Raw genomic sequence first — 13717 nt, 5'->3', positions numbered from 1 at the left:
ATTATGAAATATCTACAAATTACACTGTACGGCTGAAATAATCTGATAATTTACACCTCTTTAGTATTTTAACATACTTCTACTTTTTAAAAAGAAGATTTTTATGAAAATCCGTTTTTAGCAAACGTTTACATTTTTTTTGGCTACGCCTTTTAATGTTTTATTATTAAACAATTTGAAGATTAGATATATAAAAGACAAACATTAAAAACTTAGCCCACTGAAAAAATAAGCCTCTTACTTTTAATAAACTGAAAACCGAGGAATCTCTCATCAATTTGAGCGAATTCCTCGGTTATTTTGTATTTATTAAGGTCATAATTCGTTTCATATTGACCACGAATATGCTTGTTGCTGCCTGTAATTCCATGTTGAAAAGACCTGATGCCCTTGCGACATCAAAGCCATGTCTCTGTTTTAGTTCGGCATTCTTCACTTCGATTTTATAGCGATGTCTGGTAATCTCTTTAAAATAAGATGTTTCCTGAAATTTCTTCTGGAAAAGATGGTCGTTCCTCTTAATAGCTAATGAATAAGTTTTAGACTTTGTCCCCTCCTTATAACAACCTTCCTTGGAAAGGCAACTCTTGCACTTCTCAATGTCAAAGTAATGAGTGACAACTTGATTCTTATTTTGATATTTTTTCCCTGTCCTTGTTTTGCGAATAGCCATGTGTCCTTCAGGACAGACAAATAGCCCTGCGTCTTTATTAAATTCAAACCCATCCTCTTCTTTACGGTAACCTTTTGAAACAGAAGGATTCAGTTTTGACACCAAATGAATCTTTTCTTTGCGAGCTAGTTGAATATTGTCCTTTACTGAATAAGCCGCATCACTAATAATAGTCTCGATGTCCAGACTATTTTCCTTTGTTTTAGCATATAACTCAGGTAAATATTTCCTATCACTTTGTTCGCCAGAAGTGACCACACAAGCAGTAATAATCCGTTCATCCGTCATAGCGATATGACTTTTATATCCATAGAAAGAGCTGTCGGCTGTCTTATGTCCGAGCCTAGTCTCCTCCTTAACAGAAGCTTCCAAGTATTCTAAGTCGTCCTCAACAGCCTCTTTTAGGTAATTGAACTTTTGAGAGACAGCCGGTAGGGCTAAGAGTTCCTCGTGTTTTTTAACCATAGCCATTGACTCCTCTGTATATGTCAATTCTGCTTCGAGTTTATCTTCTTGGGGTTTCTTTGGAAATTCTATTTTGATATCTTCTGAATGTTGATAAATCGTTTTACGTAAAGCTTTTTAACGCTTCCTAAGAATTTCTTGGGGTTTCTTATGATTATAATGAGATTTGGTGTGAGTGGCATCCACAATGAGGATTTTACTCTTAATCAAGTTGTGTTCGAGTGCAATTTGAACAGACTTCTGAATCAATACATCAAGCAGTTTGTCATCTTTAATTCTTAGCTTTCTAAATTTTGTCAGAGAGGATGGCTCGATAACAGAATCCTCAGGAGCCAGACCAAGAAAAAATTTAAAGGCCATATCTGATAAGGAACGTCCTACCACATCTACATCTGATAACTTATAAATATCTTTTAACAAGAGATATTTGAACATCATAATCGGTGAATAAGCTTTACGCCCAAAATCGGGACGATAATTCTTGTCTAGTTCATCATAAATAAAGCTAAAATCACAGAGTTCAGTTAGCTGACGTAAAAAGTGGGTTTTAGGAACCACGATATCATACAAACTAGAATAAGGACTGACATCCATAGTTAACTGATTATCAAGCATCATTTCACCTCATCTCTAGTATAACAAAAAAGCCATCAATTGATGACTTTTTCAGTGGGCTCTTTTCCATCAGGCTTCTTTTTTATCCATGTACACGTTTCATATAGTCTTGATAACTTTCGGTATCCATGAGTTTTTTAGCGTTCTTGACGCGATCTGGTGTTGGTGGTTTAACCCCTTCGAGCGAATAAGGGATTCCCAATTCACGCCACTTGAACTCACCCATGGTGTGATAAGGTAGAATTTCAAACTTATCCACATTTTTGAGAGTCTTGACGAACTTACCAAGTTCAATCAAGTCATCATCTCTGTCTGTCAAACCTGGAACTAGCACGTGGCGAATCCAGACAGGTTTTCCAATATCTGATAGATACTGGGCACAGGCCAAGATATTTTTATTGGTTTGGCTAGTAACAATCTTGTGCTGTTCTTCGTTGATTTCCTTGATATCTAAGAGAACCAAGTCAGTGACAGCCATGAGTTTGTCAAACTTCTCAAGGTAACGTGGTTTATTACGGAAAGGAAGGGCACAGGTATCCAAGGTACAGTGGATTCCGTGTTCTTTGGCCTTGGTAAAGAGGGCTATCAAGAAATCAATCTGCAAGAGGGCTTCTCCTCCACTGACTGTAATCCCACCCTTATTCCCCCAGAAACCGCGGTAGCGCAAGGCCTCTGTCAAGACATCATCTACCGTCCGTTCACGTGATTTGTTGGACTCCATAGCCCAAGTATCTGGGTTATGGCAATACTGGCAACGCATGTGACAGCCCTGCAAAAAGACAATAAAGCGAATACCAGGTCCGTCTACCGAACCAAAGCTCTCCGTTGAATGCACCATTCCTGTCACTTGTCCATAATCAATTGTTTCTTCAGACATATCGTTACCTTCCTTGAAAACGTTTTATAGTTTTATTATATCACGACTTGAAGGAAAAACAAGATTTTTGTCTATTTTTTAGAAAGCAATCTGTTTTTCAATTTCATTTTCAATTAATTATCATTTTATTCTTCAAAGTCAAAACCATACAAGGTTGCAAAATAGTCCTCAGGACGCTCTGCACGGCGGATTTGACGAGCTTTGCCTTCTTCAGTATAAAGGATTTCCGCAGAACGAAGTTTAGCATTATACTGGTAGCCCATTGAAAATCCGTGGGCACCTGTATCATGAATTATCAGCAAATCACCGATTTCTGTATGAGGAAGTTCACGATTCACTGCAAATTTATCATTGTTTTCACAGAGTGAACCGACCACATCTACCACTTCAGCTGGTCCTTCTGGATGAGTCATGTTGCTAATATGGTGGTAGGCTCCGTACATGGCTGGACGCATAAGATTGACTGCTGATGCATCCACACCTAGATAGATACGGTAAGTTTTCTTCTTATGAGTGACTCTTGTGACCAAAGCACCGTGAGGGGCGAGCATAAAACGACCCAATTCGGTGAAAATCTTGACCTGACCAAGACCTGCTGGCGTAAGGACCTCTTCATATACCTTACGAACTCCCTCACCAATCAAGGCAATATCATTTGGCTCCTGCTCAGGACGATAGTTAACACCAATACCGCCAGAAAGATTGATAAAGTCTAGCGAAATGCCCAACTTTTCCTTGATTTCAACAGCCAATTCAAAAAGCTGACGAGCCAACTCTGGATAATAGAGATGGGTCACGGTATTGGACGCTAGGAAGGAGTGAATCCCAAAAGTCTTGGCTCCTTTTTCCTTCAAGATGGCAAAAGCTTCAAAGAGCTGGTCCTTGGTCATGCCAAACTTGGCTTCTCCAGGATTGTCCATGATGTCTGTCCCTAGCTCAAAAACACCTCCAGGATTGTAACGACATGAGATGATTTCTGGAATGCCTGCTGCATGCTCTAGATGTTTAATATCTTCAAAGGCATCCAAGTTAATGGTCGCACCCAATTCACGCGCATAGGCATATTCCTTGTCTGGCGTGTTGTTAGAAGAGAACATAATCTCAGACCCTGGAAAGTCCAGTTTGTGACTCATCAAGAGCTCTACATAACTAGAGCAGTCCACACCGCAGCCTTCCTCTTGGAGAATTTTCAAAATTGCTGGAGTCGGAGTAGCCTTAACTGCAAAATATTCCTTAAAGCCCTTATTCCACGAAAAGGCTTGGTTGACAGCTCTTGCCTTCTCACGAATCCCCTTCTCATCATACAAGTGAAAGGGAGTCGGGAACTCGGCAACAATCGCTTCTAACTCTTCTCTATTGATAAATGGTGTTTTCATAAGCTTCCTTCTATTCTATTTGCAAAGAAAGGCTGGGACTATCGTTCCAACCTTTAGTTCTATCTCTTATTTATCTTCGTCAAAGATATTGCCAACCTCAACATCGATGGCTTGGTTCTTGACATCAATATTGGTTACCTTCAAGAGTGACTTGTAGTCAAACTGCTTTTCACGTTCTTCTTGAGCATTGTCCGCAAAGACGGCTACACCTGCCAATTCTGAATCAAACTCACGCAAGAGACTAATCATCCCGTTGACCGTTCCTCCGCCTTTCAAGAAGTCATCCACAATCAAGACACGGCTTCCTGCCTTGAGACTGCGTTTTGAAAGGAACATTTTTTCAATACGGTCACCACTTGAACCTGAAACATAGTTGACGCTGACAGTTGAACCTTCGGTAATTTTCAAGTCACGGCGCACAATGACAAAAGGAACATTGAGGACATTGGCAACTGCATTTGCAAGTGGCACACCCTTGGTCGCTACTGTCATAACCGCGTCAATTTTTTGATCCATAAAGCTCTTGGCAATAATGCGTCCAATATTTTTCAAGATAGCTGGTGTGCTAAGCAAATCTGACAAGTAGATATAGCCACCTGGCAAGATACGGTCACTTTCTGACAACTTGGCACGCAAGTCCTCAACCATTTCCTTGGCATCATGGCTTGAGATTGATGGTGTGAAGATGACACCTCCACCAGCACCAGTTACTGTTTGGATGTGTCCGATTTCGATTTCCTCAAAGGCGCGTTTGATAATGACGATATCTTCTGAGATGGATGATTTAGCAGATTCATACTTTTCAGCAAAAGTATTGAGACTAGTTAGTTTATAAGGATTATTAATCAAATAGTTGGAAATGACAACCATCCGATCACTTCTTCTTAATTTCATTTCTATTTCCCATTTCATTTAATTTTGATATTTTATCCATTATACCATATTCATATAAAAAAACGAACATTCTTGCCCTAAAAATGCTCGTTTTTCTTAAATTATTAATCTAAATCTGGTTTATAGAATGAACGATTGTCCATAGCGAAGATTTTATTGGTCATCTCTCCTTTATCCACCAAAGCCAAAGCTGTTGACATCATCATCATGCTAGCATCCAGATTATCAATCATATGGATAATCTCTGCCTCCATGATACGTGGACGGACTGGACTTCCATACTCTAGTAAACCGTGGTGGCTGAGAATAACGTGGCGGAGCAGAACGACTTCTTCCTTGGTGTCATCGATGCCGAGTTCCATAACTGTCTTAGTAATTTCACTATCAATCAGAGCGATATGTCCAAGGAGATTGCCTCGCACTGTATACTCCGTCTGGTCTGGTCCCGTCAACTCAATGACCTTAGCCAAGTCATGCAGCATAATCCCTGCATAGAGCAGACTCTTATTGAGTTGAGGATAAATTTCGCTAATGGCATCTGCCAAGCGCACCATGGTCGCCGTATGATAGGCCAAGCCCGTTTCAAAGGCATGATGGTTGGTCTTGGCAGCTGGATAGGAGTAAAATTCCTTATCATACTTGGTGTAGAGCTTTCGGACAATCCGTTGCCAAACAGGATTTTCAATTTTAAAAATCATTTGCGCCATATAGTCACGGATTTCCTTGACATCAACTGGCGACTTGACCTTGAAATCAGCTGGTTCATTGGGTTCGCCAGGTTGAGGCAAGCGCAAGGTGATTTGATTGACCTGAGGGGTGTTATTATAAACCTCTCGGCGCCCTTTCATGTGAACAACCTTACCTGCTGTAAAGGCCTCAACGTTATGAGGTTGGGCATCCCAGAGTTTCCCTTCAATCTCGCCACTATCATCTTGGAAGGTAAAGGCCAGGTAGTTTTTCCCAGCTCGTGTCTGTCTCAAATCAGCTGACTTGATTAGGTAAAAGCCTTCAAACAGCTCATCTTTTTTCATGTGACTAATCTTCATATTCTTCCTCATCTTCTTGGAAATGGAGTAGATCAAGCGCAGGCTCACCTTCTGATAACTCAATGTGACGGAGCGTCCGCTCGATAGCTGTAGTGCGACGGTTTAATAGTTCATCAATATTGCCAGAGGCATGTTGGAGGTGTTTTTGTGCCTTGACCAGAATGCCACCAAACTTGCCGAACTCGGTCTTAACACTAGCAAGGGTCTTACTGATATGGTCGGCACTCTTTTGGATATTGAGGGTTTTGAAGCCAACTGATAGGGAATTGAGGAGGGCTGATAGGGTACTTGGTCCTGCGACAATAATCTGCTCCTCCCGCCTCAAATCATCAAAGAAGACAGGATTGCGAACAATTTCTGAATAAAGTCCTTCTGTCGGAACAAACAAAACTCCAAAATTAGTTGTCCGAGGCGGTGCTATGTACTTGTTCCTGATATCCTTAGCAAAGCGCTTGACGCTTGCTAGAAGTGATTTACGACAGCGTTCGATTTCATCCTTGTCACCTGCTTCATAGGCCTCTTCTAGGCGGTAATAATCTGCCAGTGGAAACTTAGAGTCGATTGGTAGATAGACGTATTCCTGGTCTCCCTGTCCAGGTAACTTGATGGCATACTCCACTCGCTCACTAGAGTTTTCAACTGTTGCGTATTCTCGTTCATACTGGGCAGGGGTCATGATGTCTTCAATGATTTGTCCCAGTTGCAATTCGCCCAAAATTCCTCTCGTTTTGGTCCCTGAGAGAACCTTGTTGAGAGCTCCAACATCGCGGGCAACTGTCTGCATTTCTCCTAGACCACGATTGACAGACTCCAGTTGCTTGGAAACTGTCTCAAAGGAAGCCTGTAGGCGTGTCTGCAAGGTCTTTTCCAATTTTTCCTCGACCGTCTGGCGCATTTGTTCCAAACGTTGCTCATTTGATTCCTGCAAGGATTGGAGACGTTGGTCTGTCTTGTCTCTGGTTTGGAGGAGATTATCTGTCATTTCTTGACGGACCTGAGTCAGACCTTGGTGCAATTCAATCCGCACTTCTTGCAAACGATCGCTGACAGCCACTTCCAAATCTTTTTGATCCAACTGACTGGCTTGTCTGGCTTGTTCAAAGCGATAATCTAACTGGTCTGATAAATGATCTGCCTGATCTTCCAAACTCTTACTTAGGTGTCTCTCCTGTTTATCCTGCCTTTGCCAAATGAGAAAAAGCCCAGCAAGGTTGGCAATTAATAATAGAACAAGTAAACTTTCCATCCTACCTCCTATCCTTGCTATGCAAGACAACCACATAGCCATCTGGGCAAGTCACCGAAACTTCCCTATCTATATATTCGTTAGAAGCGTACACTTTTTTAAAGAAAAAATTTTCCTCTGTCAACTCATACTTGGCTCCGAGAATGGTCAACTGGCTATCCCGAACTGGCATAAAGGCTAGATAGTCATAGTCTGAACGAGGTTCTAGCTGACTGGTCCCTTCTGGACAATAGGCAATCAAGTTTTGCCCATCCTCAATCGCTATCTGCCGCATATAAGGTGCCAACTTGGGATTGCTAGGCAGAAAGACATTGGCCAGCATGTGGTCAATACGGCCTCCCAAAGCACCGAAAATAGTGACCTGAGCCTGAGAATTCTTCTCAAAAATGGTTAAGAGAGCCAACTCCAAGTCAGTATCATCTTTTTCTGGTCGAGCTTGGACAAAATGCTGGGCATTTTTTTGAATTACCTGTCGCTCTTCTGCAGTGACAGAATCAAAATCTCCAACTGCTAGGGCGAGAGGCAGATTTTCTTCCAAGACCCAAAGCGAGCCTCGATCCACACCGACAAAGCTATCAAAATCTGTTCGGTAGTGACCGCGATCTCCGCCTGCAAAAACGGCAACCCTAGTCAAGTTGTTTTCTGAGAGTTTGTACTCGCTCATTGACATCTCCCTTAAAGACATAGGAACCTGCTACAAAAACGGTCGCACCAGCTTTTTTAGCCTGAGCAATGGTTTGGTCATCAACCCCACCATCCACTTCAATCTCAAATTTCAAACCTTTTTCCTTACGAAGAGCAACCAACTCACGAACCTTATCCATAGTTTCTGGCAGAAAAGCTTGTCCACCAAAGCCAGGGTTCACTGTCATGACTAAGACTTGGTCAACTAGGTGAAGAATGTGCTTAATGGCTTCAACAGGCGTACCAGGGTTAATGACAACCGAAGGTTTAACGCCGAGAGAGCGAATTTTTTGGAGGGCTCCATGAATATGAGGCGTTGCTTCCACATGAATACTGATGATATCCGCCCCTGCACGCGCAAAATCTTCCAGATGGTGTTCAGGATTCGCCACCATCAAGTGACAGTCAAAGACCATCTTACTATGAGGGCGAAGAGCTTCGACCACACCTGCACCAAAACTGATTTGTGGCACAAAGTGACCGTCCATGATATCGATATGGGCATATTCTGCCCCAGTTGCTTCTAGGCGTTTGATTTCACGTTCAAAGTTGGCATAATCTGCTGCCAGAATTGACGGAGCAATCTTGTATTGAGACATAGGTTTCTCCTTATTTTGGAATTTTTTTGCTGACTTTTTTATAGGTTTCTCTGCGATTTTCAATTTCACTGAGGAATTGTAGGTAGTTGTCAAAACGGAAGGTGGCAATGGTCCCTTCTTCTACAGCTGGCTTGACCACACAAGACGGCTCATGAGTATGGGTACAGCTACGGAACTTACAATCTCGGCTGACACTAGCAATCTCTGGAAAAGCCTGATTGAGGTCTTCCCCCGTTGTCACTTCATAATCCAGGGATGAAAAGCCTGGTGTATCTGCGATTTTACCCCCATTGAGGTTGTAAAAACTGACCGCACGAGTGGTATGACGGCCACGACCTAGACTGTCTGAGATTTCTCCCGTTTCAAGATTGAGGTCTGGTGCGATTTTATTGAGGAGAGTTGATTTTCCAACACCTGTCTGCCCCATAAAGACCGTAACCTTACCTGTTAACAAGGGCAAAAGTTCTTCTTTACTAGTCACAAAATCGTAACCGATAGCACCATAGGTTTGTTGGTAAAAATCCAGTTCCGACCGATCTTCCAACAAATCCATTTTGGAAATATAGACGATGGGATGGATACCCTTGTGCTCCAAAAGAACCAAGAAACGATCCAGCAAATTGCTATTGAAATCCGGTTCCTTGACAGACATGATTACCACAGCTTGGTCAATATTGACAATAGGCGGACGAACCAGACTGTTTTTCCGTTCGTGAATCTTGAGGATATAGCCTTCTGAATTTTCCTCGGCAGAAAAATCTACCCAATCCCCAACGTAGGGAGTATGGCCTTTTTTACGGAAATTCCCACGCGCGCGTGTTTGATAAACCTGACCATCACTCTCCACATAGTAGAAACCAGCCAAGGCTTTAATGATTTGTCCCTGCATCTTAGAGTCCTTGCCCTTTTAGTGCATCTGCTAGACTGGCAAATTCTGCCAAGCTAAGAGCTTCCCCACGCACACTTGGTGACAAAGCTGCTTGATCCAAGGCCTTGGTCAATTTATCCTTGACTTCTTCAGTCTTGCCAAAATAACCTGTCAAATTGTTCCACAAGGTCTTGCGGCGATGAGTGAAACTAGCCTTGGAAACCTTAAAGAAGAAATTCTCGTCTTCCACTGCTACAGCTGGCTCTGGACGACGCACCATTTTCAAAATGGCTGAGTCCACATTTGGTGCTGGCACAAAGACCGTACGAGGTACGATAAAGGCAACCTTGGCGGTCATGTAATACTGAACTGCAATCGACAAACTACCGTAAGCCTTGGTATTGGGTTGAGCAGAGATACGATCCGCCACTTCTTTCTGCATCATGACGACAAACTCACTAAAAGGAATGCCACTTTCGATCAAGTGCATGAGAATAGGCGTCGTGATATAGTATGGCAAGTTGGCTACTACCTTGATGGGCAGGTCAGGATTTTTGAAATTCTGGATATGTTGCGCCAAATCGACCTTGAGAATATCCTCATTAACCACTGTAACATTATCAAAATCACGCAGGGTATCAGCTAAGATTGGTACCAAACGGTGGTCGATCTCAAATGCCATGACTTGAGCTGCACGCTCAGCCAAAAACTCCGTCAAAGCACCAATCCCTGGACCAATCTCAATGACATTGACCTGGTCATCAATTTCAGCCGTATCCACGATTTTTTGAAGGATATTGGTATCCGTCAAGAAATTTTGCCCAAAGGACTTTTTAAAGGTAAAACCGTGACGCTCCAGCACTGCCTTAGTCACGCTATAATCTGCAATTCTCATCTATTCTCTTTTCTATTATCTGTTACTACTATTGTAACACATTCCCTTTGTATTTTGGGGGTGAAAATCATACCAAAAAACTATCTTTCCTCATGAAGAAAGATAGTCTTGAAAATCTTTAAAGGTGGATTTATCGGTTCTCTCGAAACATCCGTTCGAAAAAATCAGCTTCTTGATAACTTCGATTTTCAGGTAGGGTCAAATCTACATCCTCCTCCACATCGTCCACTGTCAGTTCAACCGTTTGAGGTAAATTTTTCAAACGATAATGCTTTTGCCTTTGCCCTTCAATGCTAGCAAAATCAAGCAAATACCCATTTACTCGGATTTGAACCAAAAGGAGATGATTGGTCATATTTTCCATGATGAGAATATCTTCTAAACCACCTCTGGCACTAGGATAATCAGATACCCTGCGAATACGAATTTTTTCACACATGAGCAAGCTCCCTCATATCAATGATTTTATCGGCCTTATTCCAGACTAGGGGATTATGGGTCGCAATGATGATAATTCGATTTTCATCTTTCAAATCCACCAAGAGATTCATAACCTCCTCTGAATTTTCAGGATCAAGAGCTGCTGTTGGCTCATCCGCTAAAATCAAGGGTGGATTTTTCAAAATAGTCTTAGCAAGGGCAACTCGTTGGGCCTCTCCCCCAGATAAAGTATAAATTTTTTGTTCTAGATCCAAATACCCTAGATTAACCTTTTCTAAAGCCTCCACTTGCCTTTCCAAACGTTCTACTTTTGAGATTTTCTGACCAACAAAGCCCAAATCCAAATTCTCTTTGATTGATTGGTTTTCTAAAAGGCCAAAATTTTGAAAGAGATAGCCCATCTGGTCTCGAAAATACTCGCGAGTGGGAATGGTTTTTAAATCTTTCCCCTGATAGAGAACCCTTCCACCATCTATCTTTTCTAGCTTTCCTAAGATATTAAGTAAAGTCGTCTTTCCGCTTCCACTCTTTCCGATTAAGGCATAAACCTTGCCCTTCTCCAGCTTGAGATTTAAACCAGAGAAAATCGCGCGGTCATTAAACTTCTTTTCCAATCCTTGAATATCAATCATCTTATTTTCCTTTCAATACTGCCATACTACCAGCTTCTTCTTTTTTATCCTGCCTTACTAAAATCAAGAGGGCGTTAAGAGTAAATAAAGCTACAACTAAAGCGCTAATCAAGCTATCTCCTGTCAAAACACTAGATAGGACTAGGCCAAGCAAGAGAACTCCTCCTTGCGCCAGTAAGTACTTGCCATGAAGCTCATAGATTGTCATACCAGAAAGACGTCTAATCATGATTTCCCGTCTGAACTGCTCAAAATAGAGAAGATTCATGGAATCAAATAACAAGATAGCCGTAGATAGGGTCAAAATAGTTCCTATAAGGAGAGAGTAGAACTCCATCCGTTTATCATTTAGTACCTTGGCAAAAAATAGCTGGCTTTTTACCAAATAAGATACCTTGTGATACAGACCTTGCTCTTTTAGAGCTGTGATGCTATCTCCATATCGATCTAGTTTCAAGGCACTATTAGCCGTAGTTCCCCACAACATCCCTGCAACAGGTCTTGTTCCAGTCGCTTGTGGCGTTAGAACCACAATAATCGGATCTTTTAGGTATTGACGTGTCGTCTTGTACCCATCGTTATAGAGGAAGCATTCCTTTCCTGTTTCTGTAAAAGCTAGCGTTACCTGTGGGAGGTAGTGTTTCTGACTCGTCACTTCTACACTTTCAGATGAAAAATTTTGCAGGTAATCTGCAAATAATCCTTGATAGTAGGAAGACTGCTCTCGCAAGCTCTCAGGCAAGATCAGCCCAAACTCCCCCTCAGACAAGTTTTGCATCTTCTCCATGAACTCAGGAGATACGGCAACCTTCTCTTCTGTTAGATAGCGCGGTGAGACATAGATGACATTCCCTGACGGTGTGTAGTCATTGAGACGATTGCCATCTAGATCCACTTCTGCGCCATCTGAGAAATTGTCAACATTACTCATGATGTAAAAAGAGTCTGTATTAGCTAACCGTTCTTCAGTAAATGTCTGCCACTCACGATTATCCTTACGCATTCCTTCCTCATCGGCAAATGCACTAGACCAACCAAAGGATAGACGGTAACGATCTGAGGACTGACTCCATTTATCGCTAGCTCTCTCCATTTCTTGCATTTCACGGTAGTGGGGTAGGAGAGCAGTCGCACTCGAGCCGACCACCAGCACGGCCAAGAGTTGCCCCACCATCATCAATGTCATCATCCGTTTGAGAGGGAGTTTCCCTTTCAATAGATCCACCAGACTATTTTCCTGTAAACCAAGTAGATACACGACACTTAATAAGGTAGAAATCCCTACCAAGGCCAATCCATAAAGCAAAAGACCAATGATGACCAGTTGCACCGTTGCCATAAACAAGGCACCTTGATACCAGAGAATCCCCAATCCCAAAAAACTGGATACCAGCACCGAGAAGATAAGCTGTCTCATATCTTCTAACACTGGTCTGAGAGCAACCCCAAACAAGCTCTCACCAGCTATTAAGCGAATCCCTGCTTGACGAAGGGATTTTATCCGATAAATCAGAGTCAAACTCATAAAGGTCAGCAGAAAAATAGCTAAACTCAGTAGCACCATAGGGGTGGCAGCCAATAGTAAGACTATCGAAAATGGATCTTCTCCATTCGAAACAAATCCTTGATAGCCAAGTTCTTTCAAGGTAGTCTGTAAGCTCACTCCATCCAAACTTCCTGACACAATCAAGTAAGACCCTAATAAATCACTCGTTTCTGCACTCTCCTTGGAGGAAATGGTCAGACCTTCTGGAAGCTCTCCCTGACCATAAGTGGCATAGGTAAAGCGTGTTTCTCCAGCTTCATTTGGCTCAACGATCCGACGGGCGATGAGACTATTATGCTCTACCGCCAAGTGACTCAAAGCCTCTGTCACCTCTTCGCGACTAGCTACTGGTTGATTTATTACCATTCCTGTCACATCAACAGAGAGATAGTTACCAAATAAAATCTCTTCTCGATGGTCAACGGAAGTTATCACCATATAAAGCGATACCAATACCATTGAAATCAAAATAAATAAACGTTTCATCATTTCCTCCAAAAAGTTACTTGGTCACTTAGTGAGAAGGTGACCAAGTAAAGCTAAACAATAGGGCTATACCATTCTAAACATTATAGTAGAATGCAACTTTCTCTCCCCAAGAAGTACGAATCCATGCACGAGAAGTCCCTCCAGCACCAGCATATCCTTTATCAGATGAACCAGTTTTTCTACTAACAACTGTTGAGCTATGATATTCTGAAGAGTGATAGTAGTTTGAGTAAGCACCTCCGTCACCTGAACCATACGTCCAGATACCACCATCTGGATACTTAACCGCGGCCGATACTACTGCTACACTTCCACCTAATGTTGCTGCAATGCTCGCTACAAGGGCTAATTTTTTAACTGTTTATTTCATA

General features: G+C 42.1%; 12 protein-coding genes and 2 pseudogenes. All 14 read right to left on the bottom strand.

Annotated elements, in window-relative coordinates:
* Positions 1-295: 295 nt before the first annotated feature.
* Positions 296-1753 (bottom strand): annotated as a pseudogene (locus D8787_RS04060) (IS1182 family transposase).
* Between the two features lie 82 nt (positions 1754-1835).
* A complete protein-coding gene (pflA, locus tag D8787_RS04055) occupies positions 1836-2630 on the bottom strand; it encodes a pyruvate formate-lyase-activating protein (protein ID WP_125420951.1) in 795 nt (264 codons plus the stop codon).
* A gap of 125 nt (positions 2631-2755) precedes the next feature.
* Positions 2756-4006 (bottom strand): diaminopimelate decarboxylase, encoded by a 1251-nt coding sequence (locus tag D8787_RS04050; RefSeq protein ID WP_125420948.1) that lies wholly within the window; start codon positions 4004-4006, stop codon positions 2756-2758.
* A 66-nt stretch (positions 4007-4072) separates the two neighbouring features.
* Complete coding sequence (purR, locus tag D8787_RS04045) at positions 4073-4900, bottom strand: pur operon repressor (protein WP_004238844.1); 828 nt, start codon at positions 4898-4900, stop codon at positions 4073-4075.
* Between the two features lie 104 nt (positions 4901-5004).
* Positions 5005-5946: a 3'-5' exoribonuclease YhaM family protein gene (locus D8787_RS04040; RefSeq protein WP_125420945.1), complete on the bottom strand. Its 942-nt coding sequence runs from the start codon at positions 5944-5946 to the stop codon at positions 5005-5007.
* Positions 5936-7192: a DNA recombination protein RmuC gene (gene rmuC, locus D8787_RS04035; RefSeq protein ID WP_185776745.1), complete on the bottom strand. Its 1257-nt coding sequence runs from the start codon at positions 7190-7192 to the stop codon at positions 5936-5938. Before rmuC ends, D8787_RS04040 begins: the two co-directional genes overlap by 11 nt.
* A gap of 1 nt (position 7193) precedes the next feature.
* On the bottom strand, positions 7194-7856 hold the full coding sequence (locus D8787_RS04030; protein WP_125420939.1) for a thiamine diphosphokinase: 663 nt from the start codon (positions 7854-7856) through the stop codon (positions 7194-7196).
* Positions 7819-8475 (bottom strand): ribulose-phosphate 3-epimerase, encoded by a 657-nt coding sequence (gene rpe, locus D8787_RS04025; RefSeq protein ID WP_125420936.1) that lies wholly within the window; start codon positions 8473-8475, stop codon positions 7819-7821. The genes D8787_RS04030 and rpe overlap by 38 nt, the downstream gene beginning before the upstream one ends.
* 10 nt (positions 8476-8485) lie before the next feature.
* The gene (gene rsgA / locus D8787_RS04020; protein ID WP_125420933.1) at positions 8486-9364 is read right to left on the bottom strand and encodes a ribosome small subunit-dependent GTPase A; all 879 of its coding nucleotides are present in this window, start codon (positions 9362-9364) and stop codon (positions 8486-8488) included.
* Position 9365: 1 nt separating this feature from the next.
* Positions 9366-10238: a 16S rRNA (adenine(1518)-N(6)/adenine(1519)-N(6))-dimethyltransferase RsmA gene (gene rsmA, locus D8787_RS04015; RefSeq protein WP_125420930.1), complete on the bottom strand. Its 873-nt coding sequence runs from the start codon at positions 10236-10238 to the stop codon at positions 9366-9368.
* Positions 10239-10368: 130 nt separating this feature from the next.
* Positions 10369-10677 carry a hypothetical protein gene (locus D8787_RS04010; protein WP_000333264.1) on the bottom strand — a complete coding sequence of 103 codons (309 nt, stop codon included), beginning with the start codon at positions 10675-10677 and terminating at the stop codon, positions 10369-10371.
* Positions 10670-11311, bottom strand: coding sequence for an ABC transporter ATP-binding protein (locus D8787_RS04005; protein WP_125420927.1), 642 nt, complete (start codon positions 11309-11311; stop codon positions 10670-10672). Before D8787_RS04005 ends, D8787_RS04010 begins: the two co-directional genes overlap by 8 nt.
* 1 nt (position 11312) lies before the next feature.
* On the bottom strand, positions 11313-13343 hold the full coding sequence (locus tag D8787_RS04000) for a bacteriocin-associated integral membrane family protein (protein WP_185776744.1): 2031 nt from the start codon (positions 13341-13343) through the stop codon (positions 11313-11315).
* A 76-nt stretch (positions 13344-13419) separates the two neighbouring features.
* Positions 13420-13707, bottom strand: a pseudogene (locus tag D8787_RS03995) (lactococcin 972 family bacteriocin); the annotation flags it as partial.
* Between the last annotated feature and the right edge of the window lie 10 nt (positions 13708-13717).

It is taken from the genome of Streptococcus mitis (assembly GCF_003944325.1).
Taxonomy (GTDB): Bacteria; Bacillota; Bacilli; order Lactobacillales; family Streptococcaceae; genus Streptococcus; species Streptococcus mitis_CW.
This window is presented reverse-complemented; position numbering and strand designations above follow the sequence as displayed.

Bases quoted from the DNA above. Each gene is read 5' to 3' on its own strand.
- pflA (WP_125420951.1), bottom strand. From the start codon at position 2,630: ATGTCTGAAGAAACAATTGATTATGGACAAGTGACAGGAATGGTGCAT.
- D8787_RS04050 (WP_125420948.1), bottom strand. From the start codon at position 4,006: ATGAAAACACCATTTATCAATAGAGAAGAGTTAGAAGCGATTGTTGCC.
- purR (WP_004238844.1), bottom strand. From the start codon at position 4,900: ATGAAATTAAGAAGAAGTGATCGGATGGTTGTCATTTCCAACTATTTG.
- D8787_RS04040 (WP_125420945.1), bottom strand. From the start codon at position 5,946: ATGAAGATTAGTCACATGAAAAAAGATGAGCTGTTTGAAGGCTTTTAC.
- rmuC (WP_185776745.1), bottom strand. From the start codon at position 7,192: ATGGAAAGTTTACTTGTTCTATTATTAATTGCCAACCTTGCTGGGCTT.
- D8787_RS04030 (WP_125420939.1), bottom strand. From the start codon at position 7,856: ATGAGCGAGTACAAACTCTCAGAAAACAACTTGACTAGGGTTGCCGTT.
- rpe (WP_125420936.1), bottom strand. From the start codon at position 8,475: ATGTCTCAATACAAGATTGCTCCGTCAATTCTGGCAGCAGATTATGCC.
- rsgA (WP_125420933.1), bottom strand. From the start codon at position 9,364: ATGCAGGGACAAATCATTAAAGCCTTGGCTGGTTTCTACTATGTGGAG.
- rsmA (WP_125420930.1), bottom strand. From the start codon at position 10,238: ATGAGAATTGCAGATTATAGCGTGACTAAGGCAGTGCTGGAGCGTCAC.
- D8787_RS04010 (WP_000333264.1), bottom strand. From the start codon at position 10,677: ATGTGTGAAAAAATTCGTATTCGCAGGGTATCTGATTATCCTAGTGCC.
- D8787_RS04005 (WP_125420927.1), bottom strand. From the start codon at position 11,311: ATGATTGATATTCAAGGATTGGAAAAGAAGTTTAATGACCGCGCGATT.
- D8787_RS04000 (WP_185776744.1), bottom strand. From the start codon at position 13,343: ATGAAACGTTTATTTATTTTGATTTCAATGGTATTGGTATCGCTTTAT.